At 69.2% G+C, this 24997-nt stretch carries 24 protein-coding genes; 10 read left to right on the top strand and 14 right to left on the bottom strand.

From position 1 onward, the window contains the following. The 4 genes from creD (at position 1) to AC07SQ_RS19740 (ending at position 5897) form a co-directional block, all read left to right on the top strand. The gene (creD, locus tag AC07SQ_RS19755) at positions 1 to 1488 is read left to right on the top strand and encodes a cell envelope integrity protein CreD (protein WP_495272603.1); all 1488 of its coding nucleotides are present in this window, start codon (positions 1 to 3) and stop codon (positions 1486 to 1488) included. Then, positions 1485 to 2777, top strand: a complete 1293-nt coding sequence (locus tag AC07SQ_RS19750; protein WP_495272602.1) for a glycoside hydrolase family 3 N-terminal domain-containing protein — start codon at positions 1485 to 1487, stop codon at positions 2775 to 2777. The genes creD and AC07SQ_RS19750 overlap by 4 nt, the downstream gene beginning before the upstream one ends. 10 nt (positions 2778 to 2787) lie before the next feature. After that, positions 2788 to 5181 (top strand): penicillin-binding protein 1A, encoded by a 2394-nt coding sequence (locus AC07SQ_RS19745; protein WP_062473814.1) that lies wholly within the window; start codon positions 2788 to 2790, stop codon positions 5179 to 5181. A 110-nt stretch (positions 5182 to 5291) separates the two neighbouring features. After that, entirely contained in the window at positions 5292 to 5897 is a 606-nt protein-coding gene (locus tag AC07SQ_RS19740; RefSeq protein ID WP_495272601.1) for a hypothetical protein, read from the top strand. Here the strand turns inward: AC07SQ_RS19740 and creC are convergent. Next, entirely contained in the window at positions 5891 to 7333 is a 1443-nt protein-coding gene (creC, locus tag AC07SQ_RS19735; RefSeq protein WP_062473809.1) for a two-component system sensor histidine kinase CreC, read from the bottom strand. The two genes, AC07SQ_RS19740 and creC, sit on opposite strands and share 7 nt — an antisense overlap. Then, positions 7330 to 8124 (bottom strand): two-component system response regulator CreB, encoded by a 795-nt coding sequence (gene creB / locus AC07SQ_RS19730; RefSeq protein WP_495272600.1) that lies wholly within the window; start codon positions 8122 to 8124, stop codon positions 7330 to 7332. Before creB ends, creC begins: the two co-directional genes overlap by 4 nt. A 569-nt stretch (positions 8125 to 8693) precedes the next feature. Here creB and AC07SQ_RS19725 point away from each other — a divergent pair. Further along, complete coding sequence (locus tag AC07SQ_RS19725; RefSeq protein ID WP_495272599.1) at positions 8694 to 9644, top strand: YcjF family protein; 951 nt, start codon at positions 8694 to 8696, stop codon at positions 9642 to 9644. Between the two features lie 105 nt (positions 9645 to 9749). Here the strand turns inward: AC07SQ_RS19725 and cueR are convergent, their stop codons facing one another. Continuing rightward, positions 9750 to 10169, bottom strand: a complete 420-nt coding sequence (gene cueR, locus AC07SQ_RS19720; RefSeq protein ID WP_062473804.1) for a Cu(I)-responsive transcriptional regulator — start codon at positions 10167 to 10169, stop codon at positions 9750 to 9752. Next, positions 10169 to 10363 (bottom strand): heavy-metal-associated domain-containing protein, encoded by a 195-nt coding sequence (locus AC07SQ_RS19715; protein WP_062473802.1) that lies wholly within the window; start codon positions 10361 to 10363, stop codon positions 10169 to 10171. Before AC07SQ_RS19715 ends, cueR begins: the two co-directional genes overlap by 1 nt. Before the next feature lie 161 nt (positions 10364 to 10524). Here AC07SQ_RS19715 and AC07SQ_RS19710 point away from each other — a divergent pair, with 161 nt between their 5' ends. Further along, positions 10525 to 12789 (top strand): heavy metal translocating P-type ATPase, encoded by a 2265-nt coding sequence (locus AC07SQ_RS19710; RefSeq protein WP_495272598.1) that lies wholly within the window; start codon positions 10525 to 10527, stop codon positions 12787 to 12789. Positions 12790 to 12801: 12 nt separating this feature from the next. Here AC07SQ_RS19710 and AC07SQ_RS19705 read toward each other — a convergent pair whose 3' ends face one another. From AC07SQ_RS19705 to AC07SQ_RS19690, 4 genes are all read right to left on the bottom strand, one after another. Continuing rightward, positions 12802 to 13290, bottom strand: coding sequence for a GNAT family N-acetyltransferase (locus tag AC07SQ_RS19705; protein ID WP_489060409.1), 489 nt, complete (start codon positions 13288 to 13290; stop codon positions 12802 to 12804). Between the two features lie 100 nt (positions 13291 to 13390). Continuing rightward, a complete protein-coding gene (locus AC07SQ_RS19700; RefSeq protein ID WP_495272597.1) occupies positions 13391 to 14683 on the bottom strand; it encodes a beta-ketoacyl-[acyl-carrier-protein] synthase family protein in 1293 nt (430 codons plus the stop codon). Next, the gene (locus AC07SQ_RS19695; RefSeq protein WP_495272596.1) at positions 14680 to 14967 is read right to left on the bottom strand and encodes an acyl carrier protein; all 288 of its coding nucleotides are present in this window, start codon (positions 14965 to 14967) and stop codon (positions 14680 to 14682) included. Before AC07SQ_RS19695 ends, AC07SQ_RS19700 begins: the two co-directional genes overlap by 4 nt. Positions 14968 to 14984: 17 nt before the next feature. Continuing rightward, on the bottom strand, positions 14985 to 15866 hold the full coding sequence (locus AC07SQ_RS19690) for an alpha/beta hydrolase (protein ID WP_495272595.1): 882 nt from the start codon (positions 15864 to 15866) through the stop codon (positions 14985 to 14987). A gap of 114 nt (positions 15867 to 15980) precedes the next feature. On the opposite strand from AC07SQ_RS19690, the gene AC07SQ_RS19685 reads away from it, so the two are divergent. Beyond that, positions 15981 to 16670, top strand: a complete 690-nt coding sequence (locus AC07SQ_RS19685) for a response regulator transcription factor (RefSeq protein ID WP_056574813.1) — start codon at positions 15981 to 15983, stop codon at positions 16668 to 16670. Between the two features lie 8 nt (positions 16671 to 16678). Next, positions 16679 to 18067 carry a sensor histidine kinase gene (locus AC07SQ_RS19680; protein ID WP_495272594.1) on the top strand — a complete coding sequence of 463 codons (1389 nt, stop codon included), beginning with the start codon at positions 16679 to 16681 and terminating at the stop codon, positions 18065 to 18067. A gap of 4 nt (positions 18068 to 18071) precedes the next feature. Here the strand turns inward: AC07SQ_RS19680 and AC07SQ_RS19675 are convergent, their stop codons facing one another. From AC07SQ_RS19675 to gstA, 6 genes are all read right to left on the bottom strand, one after another. Further along, a complete protein-coding gene (locus AC07SQ_RS19675) occupies positions 18072 to 18548 on the bottom strand; it encodes a GNAT family N-acetyltransferase (protein ID WP_495272593.1) in 477 nt (158 codons plus the stop codon). Continuing rightward, the gene (locus AC07SQ_RS19670; RefSeq protein WP_495272592.1) at positions 18545 to 19030 is read right to left on the bottom strand and encodes a RidA family protein; all 486 of its coding nucleotides are present in this window, start codon (positions 19028 to 19030) and stop codon (positions 18545 to 18547) included. The genes AC07SQ_RS19675 and AC07SQ_RS19670 overlap by 4 nt, the downstream gene beginning before the upstream one ends. A 78-nt stretch (positions 19031 to 19108) precedes the next feature. Beyond that, on the bottom strand, positions 19109 to 20212 hold the full coding sequence (locus AC07SQ_RS19665) for an alkene reductase (protein ID WP_159279063.1): 1104 nt from the start codon (positions 20210 to 20212) through the stop codon (positions 19109 to 19111). 86 nt (positions 20213 to 20298) lie between these two features. Further along, a complete protein-coding gene (locus AC07SQ_RS19660; RefSeq protein WP_495272591.1) occupies positions 20299 to 22122 on the bottom strand; it encodes an acyclic terpene utilization AtuA family protein in 1824 nt (607 codons plus the stop codon). Continuing rightward, positions 22119 to 22919, bottom strand: coding sequence for an enoyl-CoA hydratase/isomerase family protein (locus tag AC07SQ_RS19655; RefSeq protein WP_495272590.1), 801 nt, complete (start codon positions 22917 to 22919; stop codon positions 22119 to 22121). The genes AC07SQ_RS19660 and AC07SQ_RS19655 overlap by 4 nt, the downstream gene beginning before the upstream one ends. A 141-nt stretch (positions 22920 to 23060) precedes the next feature. Further along, positions 23061 to 23669, bottom strand: coding sequence for a glutathione transferase GstA (gene gstA / locus AC07SQ_RS19650; RefSeq protein WP_095948432.1), 609 nt, complete (start codon positions 23667 to 23669; stop codon positions 23061 to 23063). 190 nt (positions 23670 to 23859) lie between these two features. On the opposite strand from gstA, the gene AC07SQ_RS19645 reads away from it, so the two are divergent. After that, positions 23860 to 24045, top strand: coding sequence for a DUF1328 family protein (locus AC07SQ_RS19645; protein ID WP_013538518.1), 186 nt, complete (start codon positions 23860 to 23862; stop codon positions 24043 to 24045). Beyond that, on the top strand, positions 24042 to 24929 hold the full coding sequence (locus AC07SQ_RS19640; RefSeq protein ID WP_495272589.1) for a transglutaminase-like domain-containing protein: 888 nt from the start codon (positions 24042 to 24044) through the stop codon (positions 24927 to 24929). Before AC07SQ_RS19645 ends, AC07SQ_RS19640 begins: the two co-directional genes overlap by 4 nt. Positions 24930 to 24997: the final 68 nt, after the last annotated feature.

Genomic DNA, 24997 nt, shown 5'->3' with positions numbered 1-24997 from the left:
ATGCTTCAACTGTTGAAGGCCCTGCAGGCCTCGGTGCTGGTCAAGGTGGCCGGCCTGTTCTTCCTGCTGCTGGTGCTGTGCATTCCGCTGGCGCGCATCGACGACCTGAACCGCGCCCGCGGCGACAGCCAGCAGGAGGCCGCGCGCGAGCTCGCCGAGTCTTATGCCGGGCCGCAGGCCATGGTCGGCCCGCTGCTGCTGGTGCCGTACGTGGAGCGCTGGATGGAGCCGCTGCGCGACGCGCAGGGCAAGGTGATCGGCCAGGCCCCGCAGAGCAAGGAGATGGTGCACGCCGTGTTCCCCGACAAGCTGCACATCGAGGGCGACATGGCGCCGCAGGAGCGCTACCGCGGCATCTTCCGCATTCCGTTCTACACGCTCACGGCCGCGCTCGGCGGCGGCTTCGCGGGCTTCGACCCGCAGGCCGTGCCGCACAGCGAGAGCGGCTCGTCGATCGAGTTCCGCCCGCCGTTCGTCGCCTTCCACGTGAGCGACCTGCGCGGCCTCGACGGCTCGCCCGCGCTCACCGTCAACGGCGAGGCGCTGCGCTTTCGCCAGCGCGTGCCCGGCCTGCCCGACAACGCCACGTACGCCGACGGCATCCACGCGCCGCTCACGGGCGCCGCGCTCGCCGCCTGGCAGACGGGCAAGCCGCTGGCCTTCGACATGAAGCTCTCGCTGGTGGGCCAGGACACGCTCTCGATGGTGCCGATCGCCGAGGAAACCACCGCGCACCTGCGTTCGCCGTGGGCGCACCCCAGCTTCGGCGGTCGCTTCCTGGCCACGCAGCGCGAGGTGACGCCGCAGGGCTTCGACGCGCACTGGCGCGTGTCCTCGCTCGTGACCACGGCGCGCGAGCAGGTGCGTGCCGGCCTGTGGGGCAGCGAAGGCGATGCCGCGCAGAACGCCGCGGCGGCCGTCGTGCGCACCGCGCCCTCGGCGTCTATGTCGCGCCATGCCTCGGGCCCGCTGCAGACCTTCGACGTGTCGCTCGCACAACCCGTCAACGTGTATTCGATGAGCACGCGGGCCGGCAAGTACGGCGCGCTCTTCATCGGCCTGGTGCTGATGGCGGCCTTCATGTTCGAGCTGTTCCGCAAGCTGCGCCTGCACCCGGTGCAGTACGGGCTGGTGGGCCTGTCGATCGCGCTGTTCTTCCTGTTGCTGCTCGCGCTGTCGGAGAAGTTCGCCTTCTGGATGGCCTACGCGGGCGCGGCCGGTGCCAGCGTGGCGCTGCTGGCCGTGTACTTCAGCGCGGTGCTCGAAGGCTGGCGCCGCGGCCTGTCGTTCGCCGCCTTCGTGGCGCTGCTGTACGGCGCGCTTTACGGCCTGCTGGCCTCGGAAAGCAATGCGCTGCTGCTGGGCGCGCTGCTGATCTTCGGCATGCTGGCCGCGCTGATGCTGGTGACGCGCAAGGTCGACTGGTATGCGCTGTCGCGCCGCAGCGAACCCGCCCCGGCCACGCCGGCGGCCACGGTGGACGCATGAGACTGCTGCGCGCCATCCCCGGCGTGCTCGGCTGGCTGCTGCTGGCCGTGCTGTGCGCCTGGGCCTGGCACCTGAAGGACCCGCACTTGCGCTTCCTGCGCGAGGAGGAGCTGCCGCTGCTGCTCGCCGCGCTGTGCGCCGCCGCCGCGATCGCCTGGCGCAGCGCGCGCGGTGCGCGCCGTGTCGTGGCGCTGGCCCTGACGGTGGGCGCGATGCTGACGGCGCTGGGCCACGAACTGGCCTCGCGCCAGCACCGGCTGGAAGTGAATGCGGCCTCGGGCCCGGTGGCGCAGGCACTGGGCGCGCGCTTCATCGTCGGCTACGACGACGCGAACGACCTGCGCGAGCTGGCCCGCCGGGGCCTGATCGGCGGCATCTTCGTCACCGGCCGCAACGTGAAGGGCCGCAGCGCCGACACCCTGCGCGCGGAAATCGCCAGCCTGCAGGCGCTGCGACAGGCGGCCGGCCTGCCGCCGCTGGTGGTGGCGACCGACCAGGAGGGCGGCGGCGTCTCGCGCCTGTCGCCGATGGTGCCCCGCCAGCCGGCACTCGCCAGCCTGCTGGACGCCGACGTGCCCGCACACGAACTGTTGCAACGTGCCCGCGCCTACGGCGCGCAGCAGGGCGGGGCGCTCGCCGCGCTGGGCATCACGCTGAACTTCAGCCCGGTGGTCGACCTGCGCCCCGGCCGCGCCCCGGGCCGCTGGGACCTGCACACCCGCATCGAGGAACGCGCCATTTCCAGCGACCCCGACGTCACCGCGCAGGTGGCGCTCGCTTACGAGCAAGGCCTTGAATCGGCTGGCGTGCGCGGCACGCTCAAGCACTTTCCCGGCCTGGCCGGCGTGACCGAGGACACGCACCACATGGGTGCCGAACTGCGCACGCCCGTGGCCCGGCTGGCCGCGCACGACTGGAAGCCGTTTCAAGACGTGTCGAAACATTCGGATGCCGCGATCATGCTCGGCCATGTCATCCTTCGGGAACTCGACGCGGATGCGCCGGTCTCTTTCTCACGCAAAATCGTGCGGCAGGTGATTCGAGGCGAATGGGGCTTTCAGGGCCTGCTCGTCACCGACGACCTCACGATGGGCGGGGCCTACAACCGAGGTCTTTGCAACGCCACGCTGGGCGCACTCGACGCCGGGGTGGACCTGCTGCTCATCGCCTACGACCACGACAAGTATTTCGATGCCATGCACTGCGCGCTGGAAGGCGTGCGGCGCGGCGCGCTCGATCCCCGGGTGACGGAACGCCCGCGCGCGCCACGGCTCCAACCTCTTCGCTAGCCCCCATCCCATGTCCCAAGAACCTCGCCCTTCCCAACCCGCCGGTGCGCTGCGCCAGCTCCCGTGGAAACGCATCGCCGGCTGGAGCGCCATCGCGGCCGGTGCCGGCGCCGTTGCGCTGCTGGGCGCCGCCATCGTGGGGGTGGTCGCCATCTACCCGAAGCTGCCCGACATTTCCGAGCTGGCCGACTACCGGCCCAAGCTGCCGCTGCGGGTGTACACGGCCGAGGGTTCGCTGATCGGCGAGTTCGGCGAGGAGCGCCGCAACCTCACGCCCTTCGCGAACATTCCGAAGGTCATGAAAGACGCCGTGCTGGCCGTGGAAGACGCGCGCTTCTACGACCACGGCGGCGTGGACTACAAGGGCTTCGCGCGCGCGGCCGTGGCCAGCTTCAAGGGCGGGCGCAAGCAGGGCGCCTCGACCATCACGATGCAGGTGGCGCGCAACGTCTACCTGAGCTCGGAGCGCACGCTCAGCCGCAAGGCCTCGGAGATCGTGCTGGCCTTCCGGCTCGAGCAACAGCTCAGCAAGGACCAGATCCTGGAGATCTACCTGAACCAGATCTACCTGGGCAACCGCGCCTACGGTTTCGCCGCCGCCTCCGAGGCCTACTTCGGCAAGCCGCTGCAGCAGGTGACCATCGCCGAGGCCGCCATGCTGGCCGGCCTGCCCAAGGCGCCCGGCGCCAACAACCCGGTGGCCAACCCACGCCGCGCGCGGGCGCGCCAACTCTACGTGATCGACCGCATGCACGAGACCGGCTTCATCACCGCCGAACAGGCGGCCGAAGCCAAGAAGGAAGAGCTGCACCTGCGCGACGCCGCCGACCCGAACCGGCTGCATGCCGAGTACGTGGCCGAGACGGTGCGCCAGATGATGTACGCGCAGTACGGCGACAGCATCTACACCAGCGGCATGAAGGTCTACACCTCGCTGGTGGCGGCCGACCAGGCGGCGGCGTACAAGTCGCTGCGCAAGGGCATCATGGATTACGAACGCCGTCAGGTGTACCGCGGCCCCGAGAAGTTCGTCGACCTGCCGGCCAGCGGCCAGAAGGAAATCGACGAGGCGGTGGACGAGGCCCTGGCCGAGCACCCCGACAACGGCGACGTGATCTCGGCCGTGGTGCTGGAAGCCAGCGCCAAGGAAGTGACCGCGGTGCGCGCCAACGGCGAAGCCTTCGAGATCTCGGGCGAGGGCCTCAAGCCCGCGCAGTCCGGCCTGGCCGCGAAGGCGCCGCCGAACATCAAGATCCGCCGCGGCGCCGTGATCCGCGTCGCGAAGACGCCGAAGAACACCTGGGAGATCACGCAGCTGCCCGAGGTGGAGGGCGCCTTCATCGGCATGGACCCGCGCACGGGCGCCATCACGGCGCTGGTCGGCGGTTTCGACTTCGGGAAGAACAAGTTCAACCACGTCTCGCAGGCCTGGCGCCAGCCGGGCTCCAGCTTCAAGCCCTTCATCTACTCGGCCGCGCTCGAAAAGGGCTTCACGCCCGCCACCGTGGTGAACGACGCACCGCTGGTGTTCGATGCCGCCGCCAACGGCGGCCAGCCCTGGGACCCGAAGAACTTCGACGGCGGCTTCGAAGGCCCGATGCCGCTGCGCAACGCGCTCATGAAGTCGAAGAACCTGGTCACGCTGCGCGTGCTGCAATCGATCGGCGCACCCTACGCGCAAGACTGGGTCACCAAGTTCGGCTTCGACAAGGACAAGCACCCGGCCAACCTGCCGATGGGCCTGGGCGCCGGCTCGGTCACGCCGATGCAGATGGCGGTGGGCTATTCGGTGTTCGCCAACGGCGGCTACCGCGTGAACCCGTACCTCGTGACGCGCGTGACCGACCTCAAGGACAAGGTGCTGATGGAAACCGAGCCCCCGGTGCTCGACGAAAGCCGCCGCGCCATTCCCGCGCGCAACGCCTTCATCATGGAATCGCTGCTGCAGAGCGTGGTCAAGGGCGGCTCCGGCTTCAAGGCCTACCAGGCGCTCAAGCGCGACGACCTGTACGGCAAGACCGGCACCACCAACGACTCCTTCGACACCTGGTTCGCAGGCTTCCAGCCCACGCGCGTGGGCATCGCCTGGGTCGGCTACGACACGCCGCGCCAGCTCGGCGTGCGCGGCGAGACCGGCGGCAGCCTGAGCCTGCCGATCTGGATCGGCTACATGCAGTCGGCGCTGCGCGGCGTGCCCGTGACCCTGCCGGCCGAACCGCCCGGCGTGGTGAGCATCGACGGCGAGTGGTACTTCGACGACTTCACGCCGGGCCACAACGTGGCGAGCCTGGGCCTGGAAAGCGCCGAGCAGCCGATCCAGCCGGTGGAGGTGCTGACGGGCGCGCCGGTGGGCGCACCGCCGCCGCCTGAAGAACGCAACCGCATCCTGGACTTCTTCCGCTAGAAAACGGCGAGAGCCACCCAAAGACGCGGGGGACGCGCGGTGCCTACACTCGGTGCCGCGGCCCCCGCTTCTTTTTTGTCTCTTCTCTTTTCTCCCCTTTTCTCGCATCCATGGAAATCCTCACCCTGGTGGCCCTGATCGCCGCCGGCTTCTACATCCTCAAGTCCAAGGAACAGCGCCAGCGCATCGCGCTGCTCGGTCGCCATCTGGGCCGCTACCAGATCGAGAAGCTGATGGAGAGCCTGACCCAGGGCTACCTGCGCTGCCTCGGCGAAGACGACGCCGAGCGCCGCCAGCAGATCTGGCACCTGCTCGACGCCACCGAGGAAAAACTCGCCGGCCAGTTCGAAACCTTCGCCGCCGAGCTGGCACGCGAACCCGAAGCCGACACGCGCGTGAGCCGGCTGCCGGTGGCCCTGCCGTTCGCCACCACGCTGTTCCCTTCCGCGAGCTTCGACCTGCGCGAAGCACTGCGCATTCACGCGCGCGGCATCGCGGGCGTGGCGAGAAATGCCGCCGGCCGTTCGCCGAAATCGAAGGCCTTCACGATGTCGGCCGAGCTGTTCCTGATGCAGCACACCTGCCACTGGTTCTGCAAATCGAAGGCCGTGGCCTCGGCGCGCATGCTGGCGCGGCACCAGACTTCGTACGAGCAGCTGCTCGAGGCCGTGAGCCCCGAGACGCGCGAGGCCTACCGCGCGCTCGTGGGTCAGTGATGGGTTGACAGCAGCGGCAGCGTGAGCGTCGCCACGGCGCCGCCGCGCGTCGCATTGCCCAGGTCGATGCGGCCCCGGTGCAGCGTCGCGATTTCCTTCACGAACGCCAGGCCCAGCCCCGTGCTCTTCTTCTGGCTGTGCGGCCGGGCGAGCGAATAGAACTTCTCGAAGACTTTTTCCTGCGCGTAGTCCGGAATGCCCGGGCCGTGGTCGCGCACGTTGATGCGCGCCAGGCGCGAGGTGGTTTCCAGCGTCAGCAGCACCTCGCTGTCGGGCGGTGAAAAGTCGAGCGCGTTGTCGAGCAGATTGCTGATCGCGCGGCGCAGCAAAAACGGATCGCCCTCGACGCGCGCAGGCTCGCGGATGTTCACGATCAACCGGATGTTGCGTCGCGACGCAGCGGGTTGCGCGCTGGCGGCAATGTCCTCGATGAGCGGGCCCAGCGCCACGGGTTCGGTGCGGTCGAGCGTGCGCCGCGTCTCGAGCGCGGTGAGCTCCATCATGCGGTCGACGATTTCCTGGATGCGCTGGGTTTCGCGTTCGATGTTCTTCAGAAAACGTTCGCGCTGGTCGTGCGGCATCTGCGGTTCCTGCAGCAGCTCGGCCGCGCCGCGGATGGCCGAGAGCGGGCTCTTCACTTCGTGCGTGAAGGTCTGCACGTAGTCGGCCACGTAGTTGCGCCCGGTGAGCGCATCGCGCATTTCGCCGAAGCCGGTGCGCACCGCGTCGACCGCGCGCCGCGCCATGCGCGACAGGCTCAGGCTGCGCTGCGCGCGCACCCAGGTCCAGTAGTCGCGGATCAGGCCGAAGGGCCGCACCAGCCAGACCGAGACGATCACGGTGAGCAGCAGCAGCGCCAGCGCTGAACCCACGCCGACCCAGATGGTGCGCACGCGCGCGTCCTCGACGAACTGGCCGAAGCTCTGCACCGGCTTGCCGACGCTGACGACGCCGACGATCTCGTCGTTCCAGCGGATCGGCGCGCCGACGTACATCACCGAGGTGCGCGGGTCGCCGTCGACGTCGCGCGAGGTGCGCGCGCCGTACAGGCCGCCGAGCGTGCGCTTCACGTCGCTCCACTGCGAATAGTCGTTGCCCAGGTGGCGGCCGAGCGAATCGAACATCACGCGGCCGGTGCGGTCGGTGACGTACACGCGCAGCTCGACCCGGCTCTTGTGCAGGTTGTAGATCTGGGCCGAGAACTCGCGCGTGTAGACGCTGCGAAAAAGCGGCTCCAGCCGCGCGGTGTTGATGGCGCCGGCGATCACGTCCTGCTCGACCAGGCTGGCCATGAGCTGCGAGGTCTCGACCAGCGATTCCTCGGCCGACTCGCGGTAGCGCGGGTCGATGTCGGAAACGACGCGGTACAGCAGGAAGGCGATGCCCGCCGTGTAGATCAGCAGGATGCCGATGAAGATCCGGGTCCGGCGCGTCATTCCCTGCTGGCGGGCAGATCTTCGTGCAGCGCGTAGCCGGTGCCGCGCAGCGTGCGGATCGGCTCCACCTCCGGCGCGATGGTCTTGAGCTTGGCGCGCAGCGTCTTGATGTGCGCGTCGACCGTGCGGTCGAAGCTGTCGCTGGCGTCGTCCCAGACCAGTTCGAGCAGTTCGTCGCGCGTGAACACGCGCCCCGGGCGCTGGACCATGAGTTTCAGCAGGCCGTATTCGTAGCGCGAGAGTTCGAGCAGCCGTCCGTAGTAACGGATCTGCATGCGCTCGCTGTCGAGCGCAAAGGGGGTTGCGGGGGTCTGTGGCGCCGCTGAAGGCGGCGCCGGCGCGTTTTGATGGGGTACCCCATGAATCGGCGCTGCGGCCGCTGGCGGGCTTCCTGGGCCGTTTCTGGCGCTGCGCCGCAGGATGGTCCGCACGCGGGCGACCAGCTCGCGGGGTGAAAACGGCTTGGCAATGTAGTCGTCCGCACCCAGTTCGAGGCCCACCACGCGGTCTATTTCGTCGCTGCGGGCCGTCAAAAACACCATCGGTACCTCCGGGCCGCCCATCGACTGGTTCAGCGCCTGGAGGCGTTTGAAGAGCTCGAAGCCGTTCAGGTCGGGCAATCCGATGTCCAGGATGGCGAGCGCGGGGCGTTCCTGCGCGAACTGCGCGATGGCTTCTTCGGCCGTGGCGCACCAGATCGGCTGGAAACCGTCGCTGCTCAAAACGTACTGGAGCGTGTCGGCGATGCCCGATTCGTCTTCGGCAATCAGGATCCGGGGTTTGAAGCTCATCCGGCGATGTTAGCGAGGGCCACGGACGACCCGTGCCCGGTTTTCCGCCCGAGGCGCCGGCGACCGGCGCGGCCTTTCGCGGCTTTTTTTTTCGGGCGCGGCTTTTCCTCTTCCTGTCTTCTTATTCTTCTTATTCAAATTAGTAGTAGTAGATAAGGGTCGCACCGGTCTGTGGAAAGGTCGCTTTTTCCTTGACGTGACAACGACTTGTCATGCCCGCGTCACTGTGCGCACCCGCGCTTCCGTGGTGTACCCGCAACTTGGACAACATGGGGTAACCCGCAGGCCCTGTGGATAACCGATGGCTTGTGCAAAAACTCTCCCCAGAGTTGTCCTTTGACAGCCTTCCGGAATTCTGCGAAAGACGGTTTTCGGGTCGAGAAATTCATTGCCTGTTAATTGAGCATGTTGTAGATTTCCTTTGAAAATCAACAACTTGCAACGCCCCTACAGAGCAGTGCCGGGGTTATCCACAGAGTTGCCCCAGTTTTGTGGGGAGAACGCGCGGAGGAACCTTCGGGCGCTGCGCGGACCCAATCCACTCCTTCACATGACGAAAAAACTCGAACATGACACCTTCTGAAACAAAAGCGATCGTCACCCTGAGCCTGCTGGCGGCCTTCGTCGACGGCGAGAAGCACGAGCGCGAGCGCGCCGAGATCAAGCGCATCGCCGAGGGCCTGTCGCAGGCCGACGGCGTGAACCTGCCGACGATCTACCAGGACGTGCTCATGAAGCGGGTGTCGCTGGCCTCGGTGGCCGGCGAGCTGAAAAGCGCCGAGTCGCGGCAGCTGGCGTACGAGATGGCGGTGTGCATGTGCGACGCCGACGGCGTGCAGTCGGAGCCGGAGCGGCTCTTCCTGATGGACGTGCGCAGCTCGCTGGGCCTGGACGCCTCGGCGGCGCAGTTCTCGCAGCGGGCGGAAGACATCGCCGCCGCGGTGCCGGCGGCTGTGGCGGTAACGGCTGCAACCGCGGCGACCCCCGCGGCGCCGCAGGCCCCCGACAGCACCGAGCTCGACCGCGCGATCCTCAACGCCGCCATCCTCAACGGCGCGCTCGAGCTGCTGCCCGAGACGCTGTCGACCATGGCGATCATTCCGCTGCAGATGAAGCTGGTCTACCGCATCGGGCAGGCGCACGGCTACCAGCTGGACACCGGCCACATCAAGGATTTCCTGGCCACCGTGGGCGTGGGCCTGACCTCGCAGTACCTGGAGCAGGCGGGGCGCAAGCTGCTCGGCGGCCTGCTGGGCAAGGTCGGTGGTGGTTTGCTGGGCGGCCTCGGCAAGCAGGCCGTGAGCTCGGGCATGAGCTTCGCGTCGACCTATGCGCTGGGCCACGTGGCCAAGCGCTACTACGCGGGCGGGCGCACGCTCTCCACGCAGATGCTGAAGGACGCGTTCTCCAGCGTGGTGAAGGAAGGGCAGGGCCTGCAGACGCAGTACCTGCCGGCGATCAAGGAACGGGCACGCACCCTCGACACGAGCCAGGTGCTGTCGCTCGTGAAGAACGCCTGATTTTTTCCAGGGATACCGTGGAACCGGCTTTGCCGGGCCACCGGTATCGCCCCCGGCGAGGGGGTTGGCGCAGCGACACGAAGTGCGCGAAGCCTGGGGGAGTCCCTAGACTTGGCTCAGGTCGTCGAGGATGGGGCAGTCGGGCCGCGCATCGCCGTGGCAGCAATGCACGAGGTGCGCGAGCGTGCTGCGCATCGACTGCATGTCGGCGATGCGCTGTTCCAGTTCACCCAGGTGCTTTTGCGCGATGCGCTTGACGCTCGAGCTGGCGCGGCGGCGGTTGTGCCACAGGCCGACCAGCTCGGCAATTTCTTCCATCGAGAACCCGAGATCGCGCGAGCGCTTGATGAAGCGCAGCGTGTGGATGTCGGCGTCGTTGTACTGGCGGTAGCCGCTCTCGGTGCGCGCCACCGCGGGCAGCAGGCCCAGGCCTTCGTAGTGGCGCACCATGCGCGCCGACACACCCGACAGCCGCGCGGCCTCGCCGATGGCGACCTGGCGGCCGTGGGCGGAGGTCGCCGTCATCATTGAACGGTGTAGCCGGCGTTCTCGATCGCGACCACGATGTCCTGGCGCGGCTGCTGGCTCAACACGTCCACATGACCGGTTTCGAGATCGACCGTGACCTGCGCATGCGGGTCGACCGTCTGTACCGCGTCCTGCACCGCCTCCACGCAGTGGTTGCAGCTCATGCCGGAGACCTGGAATTTCTGGCTCATCGTCGTTGCTCCTTGTCGGAATGAATGAAGGGTGGAAGGATTGAACACCCGAATCGGGGACAACGCCAGTTTCAACCCTCTCACGATGTCAACGTCCAGCCTAGGGCCTTGAAGCCACCGCGCTTGACCTTGCCATGGTGTCAGGCTTTAGCCTCGGGACCATGGAACACATTCAGCCTCAACCTTCCGCGGCCGCCGCCACGCTGGACCTCTCGGTCGGCGGCATGACCTGCGCCTCGTGCGTGATGCGCGTGGAGCGCGCGCTCAAGAACGTGCCCGGCGTGCAGAACGTGAGCGTCAACCTCGCGACCGAGTCGGCCCGCATCGTGGCCACCGGCGGCGAGGACATGGCCCTGCTGCTGCGCCGCGCCGTGCGCGCCGCCGGCTACGAGCCGCGCGCCGAGAGCACCGCGCAGGACGAGGCCGCCGCGCTGTCGCCCTGGCACGGCTTCATGCCCGTGGCCATCGGCCTGGCGCTGTCGATCCCGCTGATGGCGCCGATGCTCGGCGACCTGGTTGGCCAGAGCTGGATGCTGCCGCCCTGGGTGCAGCTGCTGCTCGCCACGCCGGTGCAGTTCTGGCTCGGCGCGCGCTTCTACCGCGCGGGCTGGCATGCAGCCAGGGCCCGCACCGGCAACATGGACCTGCTGGTGGCGCTGGGCACCAGCGCGGCCTTTGGCCTGTCGCTGTGGCTGTGGTGGCGCGCCGCCACCGGCGAGCATGCGGGGCACGGCATGGTGCCGCACCTGTATTTCGAAGCCTCGGCGGTGGTGATCACGCTGGTGTTGCTGGGCAAGTGGCTCGAGGCGCGTGCCAAGCGCCAGGCCACCTCGGCGATCCGCGCGCTGCAGCAGCTGCGGCCCGAAGTGGCGCACCTGATCAATGCACGCGGCAAGGAAAGCGACGTGCCGCTGGCCGAGGTGATGGTCGGCGACCGGCTCGCCGTGCGCCCCGGCGAACGCGTGCCGGCCGATGCGCGCGTGCTCGAAGGGCAGTCCGAGGTCGACGAATCGATGCTCACGGGCGAACCGCTGCCCGTGGCCAAGAACCCCGGCGACGCATTGACCGGCGGCGCGGTGAACGGCGACGGCCGCATGGTCATCGAGGTGCGCGCGGTCGGCGCCGAGAGCGTGCTGGCGCGCATCATCCGGCTGGTCGAGGACGCGCAGGCCGCCAAGGCGCCGATCCAGCGCATGGTCGACCAGGTGGCGGCGGTCTTCGTGCCGGTGGTGCTGGTGATTGCGCTCGTCACCTTCGCCGGCTGGATGGTCGCGGGCGCTGGCGTCGAGACCGCGCTGATCCATGCGGTGGCGGTGCTGGTCATTGCCTGTCCCTGTGCGCTGGGCCTGGCGACGCCGGTGGCGGTGATGGCGGGCACGGGCGTGGCCGCGAAGCACGGCATCCTCATCAAGGACGCACGGGCTTTGGAAATTGCACACCGTGTCGACACCGTGGCCTTCGACAAGACCGGCACGCTGACGGTGGGTCGCCCCGTGCTCACGGCGCTGCTGCCCGCGGCCGGTGCGCTGGCGAAGGAGAACGACCTGCTCGCCACGGCCGCCAGCCTGCAAGGCGGCAGCGAACATCCGCTCGCACGCGCCGTGTTGTCTGCCGCCGCCGAACGCGGTGTGCAGGCGCCGCCGCTCGGTGCGATGCAGGCCATGCCGGGGCGCGGCGTGCGCGGCGAAGTGAACGGCGCGACCTGGGCCATCGCCAGCCTGCGCTGGTGCCGCGAGCTCGACGCGATGCCGGCCGAGGCCGACATCGAGCGCCTGCAGTCGCAAGGCGCCACGGTCTCCGCGCTGCTGCGTTTCGATGATGCGGGTTCCGCGCATGTGCAGGCACTGCTGGCCTTCGCCGACGAGCCGAAGCCGCAAGCTGCCGAAGCGATCCGCACCTTGCGCGGTCGTGGCCTGCGCGTGGTGATGATCTCGGGCGACAACCTGCGCGCGGCGCAGGCGATGGCCGCGCGCCTGGGCATTCCGGCCGAGGACGTGCGCGCCGACGTGCTGCCGGCCGACAAGGCCGAGCAGGTGAGCGCGCTGCGCAAGAACGGCCATGTGGTCGCGATGGTCGGCGACGGCGCGAACGACGCGCCCGCGCTCGCCGCGGCCGATGTGGGCATCGCGATGGCGCCGTCGGGCGGCGGCACCGACGTGGCGATGGAAGCGGCCGGCATCACGCTGATGCGCGGCGACCTCGCGCTCGTGGCCGAAGCGCTCGAGCTTTCGGGCCGCACGGTGGCGAAGATCCGGCAGAACCTGTTCTGGGCCTTCGCCTACAACGTGGCCGGCATCCCGCTCGCAGCCTTCGGTTTGCTGAGCCCGGTGGTGGCCGGCGCGGCGATGGCGCTGTCGAGCGTGAGCGTGATGGCCAATGCGCTGTTGCTGCGGCGCTGGAAGCCCAAGCACCCACAACACCACTGACCGAACAGTGGATCAGTCGAACAGCAGCGCCATCAGGTGCTCGTCGATGAAGTCCGCTTCACCGGCCCGGCGGTAGAACTGGCGCAGCGTGCCTTCTTGCACGAAGCCCAGCCGGGCATAGAAACGCAGGGCCGTGGCGTTGTCGCTTTCGGCCATCAGCTCGACGCGGCGAACGCCTTCGGCCTTCAGCCGCGCGAGCACGTCGGTCACCATGGTCTGCGCGATGCCACGGCCATGCAATGTGGGATCGACCGCGAGCGTGCCCAGGCTCGCCACATGCTGTGCACGGCCTGGGTAGCGCGTGACGCGGTAGAAGCCGGCGACCTGGCCATCGACTTCGAAGATGAAGAACGCACCGCTGTCGAGCAAGCCCTGGAAGATCGGGCGAAAGTCGTCGCGCGGCATCGGGTCGTAGCCGAGGTAAGGCACTACCCGCTCGTGCATGTAGAGATCGAAGACGGTGTCGAAGTCGGAGGGGGTGGCGAGGCGGTGCAGGGGCATGTCGCGCTTCTTCTATGAGGTCCGCAAGGATGGATGCGGCCGAGCATAGCCATGGCAAAGCGGTGCTGACAACCGCCCCGCTTTTTTCCTCCCCCGAAGTTCAACCCTCCGAGACGCGCCGGCTCGCCACGATCACCGCGTTGGTGCCGCCGAAGGCGAAAGAATTCGACAGCACATGGCGCAGCCCCCGCGCCTCGCGCGCCGCGCCGCGCACGAAGTCGACGTTGCCGAACGCGGCGTCCGGCGTGTGCAGGTGGGCGATGGGCGGCAGGGTCTCGCGGGCCAATGCGCGCAGTGCGGCCACGAGTTCGATGGCGCCACCGCCGCCCAGCACGTGGCCGTGGATCGCCTTGGTCGCGCTGACGGGTGCCGCGTCGCCGAACAGTTCGCCGATCGACGCGGCCTCGGCGGCATCGCCCGCGCTCGTGGCCGTGCCGTGGGCGTTGATGTGGCCGATGTCCGAGGGCACGAGCCCGGCGTCGCGCAGCGCCGCACGCATCGCGCGCACCTGGCCGGCCGGGTTGGGGTTGGTGATGTGCGTGCCGTCGCAGTTGCTGGCGTAGCCGCTGAGCACGAAGGGCTGCGCGCCGGCGCCACGGGCGCGCGCATGGGCTTCCGATTCGAGCACCAGCGCCGCCGCGCCCTCGCCGATGGCGAAGCCCGCGCGGTCGCCCGAGAACGGACGGCAGGCGGTGGCGGGCGCATCGGCCGGTGGCGGCGCCATGACGCGCATCGCATGCCAGCTGGCCATCACGCCGGGCGTGAGCATGGCGTCGTGGCCGCCGACGATGGCGATGTCGATCCAGCCGCCGCGGATGGCGCGCATGGCTTCGCCGATGGCCACTGCCGATGAAGCGCAGGCGCAGGCATAGGCCAATGCCGCGCCGCGCGCGCCGAAGTGCAGCGCCAGTTCGGCGACCGCCGCGTTGGGCATCACGGTGAGCACGGTGGTGGGGCGCATGCGGCGCTGTTCGCCGTAGAGCGCGCGCGTGGTGGCGTCGAAGGTGCCGGCGCCGGCCAGGCCGCTGCCCCAGAAGATGCCGAGGCGGTCGCGGTCGAGGGCGTCGAGGTCCAGACCGGCATCGGCCGCGGCGTCCTGCGCAGCGGCCAGGGCCATCGCGGTGCCGCGGTCCAGCGGCAGGCGCGAGGCGCTGCGCACGCCGCTGGCGTCGAAGTCGCAGGTGGCGGCGGCGATGGCCATCGGGTCCATGCCGGGGATCTCGAGCGTCTGCGCGCGTACCGCGGAGCGGCCGGCGAACAGCGCGTCGTCGAAGGCCTCGATGCTGCGTCCGAGCGGCGTGATGAAACCGAGCCCGCTCACGTGCACGGGTGCGGCGGCGGTGTGGGCCGTGGCGGTGGCCGCGAGCACGGCATGGGCGGCGCCGCTGCTCATGCGGCGGCTGCCATGGGCTCGGCGCGTGCGGCGACGGCTTCGCCTTCGGCGTCAATCACCTCGCACAGCCGCTGCAGCGTGATGCCGGCTTCGCGCGGGTCGAGCAGGTCTTCGGGAATGCGCAGGTGGAAGGCGTCTTCCACCGCGAAGACGAACTCCATGAGCGCCAGCGAATCGAGACCGAGGTCCGACATCGCGGTGGTGGGCGAGATCTTCGCGCGTTCCACACGGAAATCGGTCTCGAGGATGGTGGCGATGCTGTTGAAGGTGGGAGAGGAAGACATGAGGGGGTACCTTTCTTTCAGGCGTGAAGAGCAAGTCCGCGGACGCGGAACACGGGTTCGGGCACCGGGCCGTGGGCCACGGTCTCGGCGAAGGCGAGGGTCTCGCGCACCACCTGCTGGCGGTCGTTGTCGATGCTGATCATGTGGTAGCTGTTGTTCAGGACCACGGTGCGCAGCGAGGCGCAGCGCAGCCCGCGCACGAGCAGGTCGAGGTTGGACAGGCTGGCCACCTCGTCCTCGCGCGCATGCAGCGCCAGCACCTGCTCGCACTGCACGTCGTTCAAGCGTCGCCGCACGTGGCGGATCAGCCGGTCGTGCTCGCGCAGGTGGCCCACGCCGATCACCGCGCTGCCGGCGCGCGAGACCTGGCGATGCCGCAGCTCGCGCTCGATCCAGGTGCGCACGCGCTCGTTCTTCACGCCGTAGGGCGGGCGCTCGCGGTACTGCCAGAGGCGGCCCAGCGGCGTGTAGAAGGCCAGCGGCAGCAGGAAGCGCGTGCGCGGCACGGCCCAGCCGTCGAAGCGCAGCGTGGTCGACATGAGCACCAGCGCGTCCACCTCGCGGCCGCAGCGGATGGCGCCGCCCAGGGCCAGCGAGGCGCCGGCCGAGATGCCGACCAGCATCACGCGGTCGTGCGTGCGCCGCAGCGCCTTCACGTGCGCCTCGAGGGTGTCGAGCCAGCGCTCGAAGGGCGCGGCCTGCTGCAGCGGCGCGGCGGCGTCGAACGAGTAGCCGACGATGCACAGCGGCTGCACCGCATACCCGTGGCGCTGCAGGGTCGATTGCACGGTCAGCAGCTCGTCAGGCGTGCTGCATAAACCATGCAGCAGAACCACCGCGGTGCGCTGCACGGCGGGGGACACCAGGCTCAAGGGATCGGAGGTATCGCGTGCACTCATCGGAAGGTGTGTCGTATGCTCATGTCGCGTTTATCGCGGTGAGCGACTGACCGGCCGCTGACGCGTCCATCGCCAGGGCAGACCCACAAATCACCCACCACTCATTCACTCACCATGCGAATCCTGCTTGTGGAAGATGACACCGTGCTGCGCGACGTGATGCTGCGCAGCCTCGCCGACGCGGGCCACCGGGTCGACGTGTCGACCAACGTCGAAGATGCCGACCACCTGTGGCGCGTGCAGCCCTTCGATGCCGTGCTGCTCGACCTCAACCTGCCCGCCACCGCCAGCCCCACCAGCGGCCTGGCGAGCGGCCTCACGGCCCTGCGGCAGGCGCGTGCGCGCGGCGACCGCACGCCGGTGCTCGTGCTCACGGCGCGCGGGCGCACCGAAGAGCGCATCGCCGGGCTCGACGCCGGCGCTGACGACTACCTTGGCAAGCCCTTCGACCTTGCCGAGGTGGAGGCACGGCTGCGTGCATTGGTGCGGCGCGCCAAGGGCACCGAAGACATCGTGGTGCTCGGCCAGCTCAAGCTCGACCGCAAGGCGCGGCGCTTCGCGGTCGCGAACGCGCCGCTCGATTTGCCGGCGCGCGAGTTCGAGGTGCTGTGGGAACTCATGAGCCCGCCGGGCCGCACCGTGAGCAAGCGGGCGCTGTCGGACAAGCTCTCGGGTTTTGACGAATCGCTGGGCGACAACGCGCTCGAGGCCTTCATCTCGCGCCTGCGCAAGAAGCTGCTCGGCTCGGGCGCGGGCATCCGCACCTTGCGCGGCATCGGCTACCTGCTCGAAGCCGAGGTGTGAGGCCGCCCGTGAGCGAGGCCCTCCCACCGGTCACGCGCACTGCACCTTCGCTCACGCGGCGCGTGCTGCGCAACGTGCTGGTGCCGCTGGCGCTGACCTGGATGGCCGGCGCGGTGATCGCACTCGTCATCGCCAACTATTTTTCGGAACAGGCCTTCGACCGCGGCATGCTCGACGACGCCTATGCGCTGTCGGCCAACGTGCAGGCCGGCGAGCGCGGCATCGAACTGCTGCTGACGCCGCGCGAGGTGGCGACCGTGCTGTTCGACCAGACCGACAAGGTCTACTTCTCGGTGCAGCGGCTCGACGGCACGCTCATCTCCGGCAGGGGCGACCTGAAGGCGCCGTTGCCCGACGAAGGTTCGCGCTACCGTTTTTCCGACATCGACTACGACGGGAACGTGCTGCGCGCCGTCGTGCTCGATCACGACGCCGAACCCGGCCTGCACATGCCCTACCGCGTGATCGTGGCCCAGACCACGCTGAGCCGCGCCGCACTGGTGCAGCGGCTGCTGTTCTATGCCATGGCGCCGCAGGTGCTGCTGCTGGTGCTGCTGGCGGTGTGGCTCTGGCATGGCATCCGACGCGACCTGCGACCGCTCGGCGAGCTGCAGCGTGCACTCGACACGCGCGACGTGCGCGACCTCTCGCCGGTGACCGTGGCGCAGACCTCGAAAGAGTTGCAGCGCCTGGGCGATGCCGTCAACGCGCTGTTCGACCGGCTGCGCCACAGCGTGCGCGCGCAACGCGAGTTCGTGGGCAACGTGGCGCACGAACTGCGCACGCCCCTCGCGGGCATTCGCGCGCTGGCCGAGTACGGGCTCGCGCAGCACGACACCGAGGTGTGGCGCGAGCAGCTCACGCGTGTGTCCGAACGGCAGGCGCGTGCGAGCCACCTCATCGACCAGCTGCTGGCGCTGGCACTGGCCGACGAGGCGCGCACCGACCTGCAGCGCACGCCCGTGTCGCTCGACATGCTGGCCGAGCAGACTGTGCTGCGCCACCTCGCGCGCGCCGACGCGCGCGGCGTCGACCTGGGTGCGCGCGGCCTCGACGACGGCGTCGTGACGGTGCTTGCGAACGAAGCGCTGGTGGAGGGCATCCTCGACAACCTGATCGACAACGCACTGCGCTACGGCGGTCGCACCATCACCGTCGAACTCGCGGGTCGCACGCTGAGCGTGATCGACGACGGACCCGGCATTCCGCTCGAAGCGCAGCGCGACCTCATGCAACGCTGGGCGCAAGGGCCCGCGGGCCAGAAGCTGGGGCAGGGCGCGGGGCTGGGGCTGTCGATCGTGGCGCGCTATGCCGAGCTGCTGGGGGCAGAGCTGCGGCTCGATGCCGCGGAGCCCACCGGCTTGCGCGTGAGCGTGACCTTCGGGGATGACGCCTGACAGTTCACGCGCGTGTCAGTGGCTTGCGCAGATAGACGCGTGTGCGCCCGTCGAGGGATTCGCGCCGGAACTCGACATAGCCGATGCGCTGGTAGAGCGCGAGGTTCTCGGTCATCTTCTCGTTCGTGAACAGGTAGATCGATGCGTGGCCCTGGCGCAGCGCCTCGCGCTCGGCCAGTTCAAGCAAGGCGCGACCCGCGCCGCTGCCCTGGTGGTCGGGGTGGACCGCGATCACGTCGATGAGGAAGCCTTCGTCGGTGACGTCGAGCAGCAGCGCCGCGCCGATCTGTTGCTCCGGCCGCTCGGCCACCCAGACCTGCAGGTGCGCGATGGCCTGCGCGTAGTCGCGCGTCATCGGCCGCGGCGTGAGGCCCAGGCGCGGGATGTAGGTGCGGAAGGCCTCGACCGCGCATGCTGTGACAGTCGCCACGTCGTCGGCGGTGGCGCGGCGCAGTTGCCAGGGTGCTGCTTTGTCGCTCACGCGTCGAACTCGACCTCGCCCTCGATCTCCACCGGGATGCCGAAAGGCAGCTCGGCCATGCCCACGGCGCTGCGTGCATGAGCGCCGACCTCGGGACCGAAGAGCTCGAGGATCAGGTCGGAAAACCCGTTGATGACCGCCGGCTGCTGCTGAAATCCGGGCGCCGAAGCGACCATGCCGAACACACGTGTCCATGCGGTGATGCGGTCCAGGTCGCCGAGCGCACGCTGCAGGCTGCCGAGCATCGCGAGCCCGGTGAGGCGCGCCGCGGTGTAGCCCTGCTCGACGGTCAGTTCGGCGCCGAGCTTGCCAAGCGGCGCGGCGATGCGGCCATCGGCATCCAGCGGACCATGGCCCGAGACGATGGCGCGCCGGCCGACGACGCGGACGAACTGGAAGGGGAGGACCACGCCGGGTGGTGGCGTGACCGGTGGGGGCAGCACGAGGCCGAGTGCTGCGAGCCGTTGTTCGATGCGGGCCATGGCGTTGCGCTCCTGCAGGCGGACGTTGATGAAGAGGGCCGCCGCATCTTGCCATGGCCCTCAGGGGCTGCCGTGGGCTCAGCCCAGCGCCGGATAGTCCGTATACCCCTTCACCCCACCCCCATACATCGTCGCCTTGTCTAGCTCGTTCAGCGGCGCGTGCTCGCGCAGGCGGCGCACCAGGTCGGGGTTCGAGATGAAGGGCTTGCCGAAGGCCACGAGGTCGTCGCCTTCCTTCACGGCTTCTTCGGCCAGGGGGCGGTCGTAGCCGTTGTTGACCATCCAGGCGGCCTTGCCGCCGGCGGCGCGGTAGGCGGCCTTGAGGGCTTCGTAGTCGAAGGGGCGGTCGGCGATTTCGCGCGGGCCGCCGGTGGCGCCTTCGATGATGTGGATGTAGGCCAGGTTCAGCGGCGCGAGCTGCTGCACGACGTAGGTGAACAGCGGCTGCGGGTCGCTGTCGTGCGCGTCGTTGGCGGGCGTGACGGGCGACAGGCGGATGCCGGTCTTGCCGCCGCCGACGGCATCGACCACGGCGCGCGTGGACTCGAGCAGCAGGCGCGCGCGGTTCTTGATGGAACCGCCGTAGTCGTCGGTGCGCTTGTTGCTGCCGTCTTTCAGGAACTGGTCGAGCAGGTAGCCGTTGGCGCCGTGCAGCTCGACGCCGTCGAAGCCCGCGGTCTCGACGGCGTTGCGTGCGGCCGCGGCATAGGCGTGGACGATGCCGGGCAGCTCGGCCGCGTCGAGCGCGCGCGGCTCCGACGTTTCGACGAAGGTGGGCACGCCGTCCTTGATGAGCACGGTCTTGGTCTTGGCGGTGATGGCCGAGGGCGCGACGGGCTTGCCGCCACCGGGTTGCAGTTCGGTGTGCGAGACGCGGCCCACGTGCCACAGCTGCACGACGATCTTGCCGCCCTCGGCGTGCACGGCGTCGGTCACGCGCTTCCAGGCGTCGAGCTGTTCGGTGCCGTAGAGGCCGGGCACGTCGGCGTAGCCCTGGCCCTGGTGGCTGATGGCGGTGGCTTCGGTGATGAGCAGGCCGGCGCTGGCGCGCTGGGCGTAATAGGTGGCGGCGATGTCGGGCGGGATCGCGTTGGGCGAGCGGTTGCGCGTGAGCGGCGCCATCACGATGCGGTTGGCGAGCTGGAGGTCGCCGGCCTGGACGGGGTCGAAAAGGGTGGACATCGTGGATTGAGGGGGCAGAGTTGAAACAGGCGCAAGGCTAAGCCGCCCGTCTCAACCCTGCTGTCGCACGGTTGTCCCGATTGGTGCTAAGGAAGCAGCCGCGCCAGCAGCGCCGGGCTCACGCGCACGGGCAGCGCCAGCAGGATCTGTCCCATGCCCTTGCCGAGCGGGTCGTTGCGCAGCGAGGCCATGCCGCCGCCGCCCAGCGCCTGTTCGCAGACGAAGTTGAAGGCGTGGATGCCGGGCACCTCGTGGCGCGTGACGCGGCCCTGCACCAGGTGCGCGAGCCATGCGGCCACGCGGGCCTCGGTGAGTTGCGCGCGCAGCAGCGGCAGCAGCTCGGGATGGCGCGCGATGACGCCGATGTTCGAGGTGTCGCCCTTGTCGCCGCTGCGGGCCCACGCGAGGCGGATCAGCGGGACTTCGATGGCGTCGTCGCCGGGCGTGGCCAAGGGCAGTTCATCGTTGGTGCGCACGGCGGGCGGGTCGTCGCTGGTGGCGTGCGTCGCGGGCACATCGACGGTCTGCCCATCGACGCGCACCTGCGGGCTCACGCGCGCCTTGTCGAGCAGGAGCGCGTACTGCCGGATCGACGGCGACACCGAGGCGCGCCCGCCGCCCGCGCCCGTGGTGCCGGGCGCCCACGAGGTGCCGGCCGGCGCGACCTCGCGCGCGAACAGCTCCAGCGCGTCCTTGCGCGGATGCGTCACGGCGAGCCGCAGCACGGCCTCGCGGATCTGCAGCGCCTGTGTCTGCGCGTGCGGGCCGTAGCAGGACTCGGCGCCGAGCACTTCGAGCTGCGTGCCGCTGTAGGGCCCGAGGCCCTGCTGCGCGAAGAGGGCGCCGGTGCGCGCGAGGATCGCTTCGCCGGTGCGCCGCGCCTTGGCCACCGCGTCGAAGCCGACGATCGTGAGCTGCGCCGCGGTCTTGAAACCGTCGACGTAGGTGGCGCAGACCTTGTAGCTGCCGGTGGGTGCGCGGCCGCGCGCGCCGTGCACGTGCACGCGGTGTTCGCCCGCCTGTTCGATGCGCACCTGCGTGAAGTCGGCCACCACGTCGGGCAGCAGGTAGGCGGCAGGGTCGCCGATTTCGTAGAGCATCTGCTCGCCAACCACGGCGGGCGTGAGCTTGCCGCCGGTGCCCACGGGCTTGGTGACGACGAAGCTGCCGTCGGCGCTGCATTCGACGATGGGGTAGCCGATGTTCGGCCAGTCGGGCACGGTGTCCCAGTCGGTGTGCAGGCCGCCGGTGGCCTGGCAGCCGCACTCGATGATGTGGCCCGCGAGGCTGCCCGCGGCGAGCAGGTCGTGGTCGCCGGGCTGCCATTGGAATTCGTGCATGAGCACGCCGAGCGTGACGGCCGAGTCGACGCAGCGGCCGGTGATGACGACCTGTGCGCCCGCGTCGAGCGCGGCCTGGACCGGGCGCGCGCCCAGGTAGGCGTTGGCGCTGAGCACGCGCTCGGGCAGCGGCGCGCCGCTCTGCAGTTCGCGCAAGGGCGGTTGCGAAGCGCGCAGTTCGGGCAGCAGCGGCGACACGTCGTCGCCGCTGACCACGGCGATCTTCAGCGTGATGCCTTGCTCGGCGGCCAGTGCCGCGAGCGCATCGGCGCAGCCTTGCGGGTTGACGCCGCCCGCGTTGCTCACGACGCGGATGCCCTGTTTCACGACGTCTTTCAGCACGGCCTTCATCGCGACGGAGACGAAGTCGGTCGCGTAGCCCAGCTCGGGCTTCTTGAGCCGTGCGCCCGCGAGGATCGACATGGTGAGCTCGGCGAGGTAGTCGAACACGAGGTAGTCGATCTGCCCGCTGGCCACGAGCTGCGGCGCGCCCACGCTGCTGTCGCCCCAGAAGCCCGAGGCGCCGCCGATGCGCACGACGCGATTGTTGTTGTGGTTGCTGCTGTTCATCGGCCACTCCATTGCGGTTTGCGCTTCTCGCGGAAGGCGAGCTGGCCTTCGGCCGCGTCTTCGGTGAGCGCGAACAGGCCGATCTGGCTTTCGGTGAAGGCCATCGATTCCTCGAAGGCCATGGCCTCGATCTTCTTCATCGTGTACAGGCCGCGGCGGATGGCAGCGGGCGACTTGTCGAGCAGGCGGCCCAGCAGCCAGTCGACGCTCTCGTCGACGTCGTCGCTCACGCGGTTGATGAGCTTCAGCTCGAGCGCCTGCGCGGCGTCGATCGGTTCGCCGGTGATGCACATCTCGGCCAGCACGCGGCGCGGCAGCAGGCCGCCGAGCACGCTGAGCACCTGCGCGGGAAACACGCCGACCTTCACCTCGGGCAGGCCGAACACGGCCTGGCGGCTGGCCACGGCCAGGTCGCACATCGCCATGAGGCCCATGCCGCCCGCCATGCAGGCGCCGTTGACGCGCGCGATCAGCGGCACGGTCGATTGCCGCGCCTGGCGAAAGAGGTTGGCGATGCCCTGGTAGGGCGCGGCGTAGTCGAACTTGAAGGAGGTGCCGCTTTGCAGGTCGGCGCCGGCGCAGAAGGCGCGCGTGCCGGCGCCCGTGAGGACCACGGCGCGCACGGCAGTGTCGCGGTTGGCGCGGGCCAGCGCATCGGACAGGCCCTCGAGCACGGCCGCGTTGATGGCGTTGCGGCGTTCCTGGCGATCGATGGTGAGCCACATGACGGGCCCGCGCATCTCTTCGCGCAGCTCGACAGGGGACGGGGAAGAAGAAGGGGGAGGGGATTCGGACATGGGCGGCTCGGCTTCCTGGTGACGGATGCCGTAGCGTCGCCCGAAAAAAAAGCCGCGGCATGCGGCTTGTGGCTGCGGTGATCCGGGTTTTCCCTGGGGTGGCCCGGACCGTCGCTGGCGTCGCGTTCTGCGCGCTTTTGCTTACTTCAGCAGGCCTTCGGCCTTCATCGCTTCCTGAACGGCGGGGCGGGCGGCCACGCGGGCGTGCCAGGCCAGCACATTGGGGAAGTCCGAGATGTCCACCCCGGTGGGCTTGGTCCAGTTGGTCACGGTGAACAGGTAGCCGTCGGCCACGCTGAAATGCTCGCCCATCAGGTACTGCTTGGCGGCGAGTTCGCCGTCGAGCCACTGGAAGCGGGCCTTGAGCTTGTCCTTGGAGATGGACTTGGCTTCCTCGGGCATGGCCGGGTTGAACAGCGGGCTGAAGCCCTTGTGCATCTCGGTGCCGATGAAGGTCAGCCACTCCTGCAGGCGGTAGCGCGGCATGGTGCCGTTGGCGGGTGCGAGGTTCTTGGTGGGCGCGAGGTCGGCAATGTATTGCACGATGGCCGGGCCTTCGCGAAGGCGGGTGCCGTCGTCAAGCTCAAGCATCGGCACGTAGCCCAGCGGGTTGATGCCGTAGTAGTCGGTGCCGTCCTGCAGCTTGTGGCTCTTGGTGCTGGCCAGCACCGGCTCGAAGGCGATGCCCGCTTCGTGCAGCGCGATGTGGGGGGAGAGCGAGCAGGCGCCGGGCGAGTAGTACAGCTTCATTCGAAAAAACTCCAATGGATAGAAGGAAAAGATCTGTGCGACCGCAGGGGATGCTAGCGGGTTTGGCCGCATCGCGTTTTTGTCCTACGGCGGCTCGCGCGTGCCGACTATCGGGCGGCGTAGCCGGGCTTCCTACAGTCCGGACACGGCGGCGCATGCCCGCCGCAAAGCAACCAAGGAGTGGTTCACCATGCTCAAGTACGCGATCATTTTTGCGGTCATCTCGCTCGTGGCGGGTCTGCTGGGCTTTGGCGGCGTGGCGGCCGGCGCGGCGGGCATCGCCAAGTTGCTGTTCGGCCTGTTCCTCGTGCTGGCGGTGCTGTTCGTGGTGCTGGCCGCACTTGGCGTGGGCGCGGTGAAGAAGGCGCTCGATTGACCGCCTTGCCCCATGCCATGCACCTGTCGCATGTCGACCTGCGCCTGGACTACGAGGTGGACGCCCCGGCGCACCTGCGGCTGAACATCGAGGCCGCGCGCACGGGTGCGCAGGCGGTGCTGGCCGAGACGCTGACCATCGCACCGCCCGCGCGGCTGCGGATGGGCTGCGAGGCCGACAGCGGCAACCGCTTCGTGCGTTTCGACGCGGCGCCCGGGCCGCTGACCATCGCCTACCGCGCGACGGTGCGGCGCCCGGTGGTGCATGTGCCGGCCACCTTGCCCGAGGTGCCGGTGAGCCAGCTGCCCGACGCGGTGCTGGGCGACCTGCTGCCCACGCGCTATTGCGAGTCGGACCTGCTGGCGCGCTGCGCGCAGCAGCTCTTCGGCGACCTGCCGCCGGGCATCGGCCGCGTGCAGGCGATTGCCGACTGGATCCACGACAGCATCGTCTACGTGCCGGGCAGCAGCGACTCGACCACCACGGCGCGCGAAGTGTTCGTGCAGCGCGCCGGCGTGTGCCGCGACTTCGCGCACCTGGGCATCACCTTCTGCCGCGCGCTCAACATTCCGGCGCGGCTGGTGGTGGGCTACGTGTGGTTCGATGAGCCACCGCAGGACTTCCATGCCGTGTTCGAAGCCTGGCTCGGCGGGCAGTGGGTGCTGTTCGATCCGACACGCATGGCGCCCGTCGATCGGCTGGTGCGCGTGGGCACGGGGCGCGACGCAAAGGACGTGGCCTTCTCCACGATCTTCGGCGCGGTGCGCATGACCGACAAGAAGCTCGCCGTGCGCGAATTGCAGGACGAGCGGGCCATTGCGCCGCGCACGCCGGCGCCCAGTGGTGAGCTGCGGGGCATCGAGAAGCCCGAACCGGTGCTCTGACCCTCCCAGGTGACCGCCCGACGCGGATTGTTTGCTATTAAATATATAGCAAACTGCGCAATACCGAC

This window comes from Variovorax sp. GW821-FHT06D12 (genome assembly GCF_059419205.1).
This window is presented reverse-complemented; position numbering and strand designations above follow the sequence as displayed.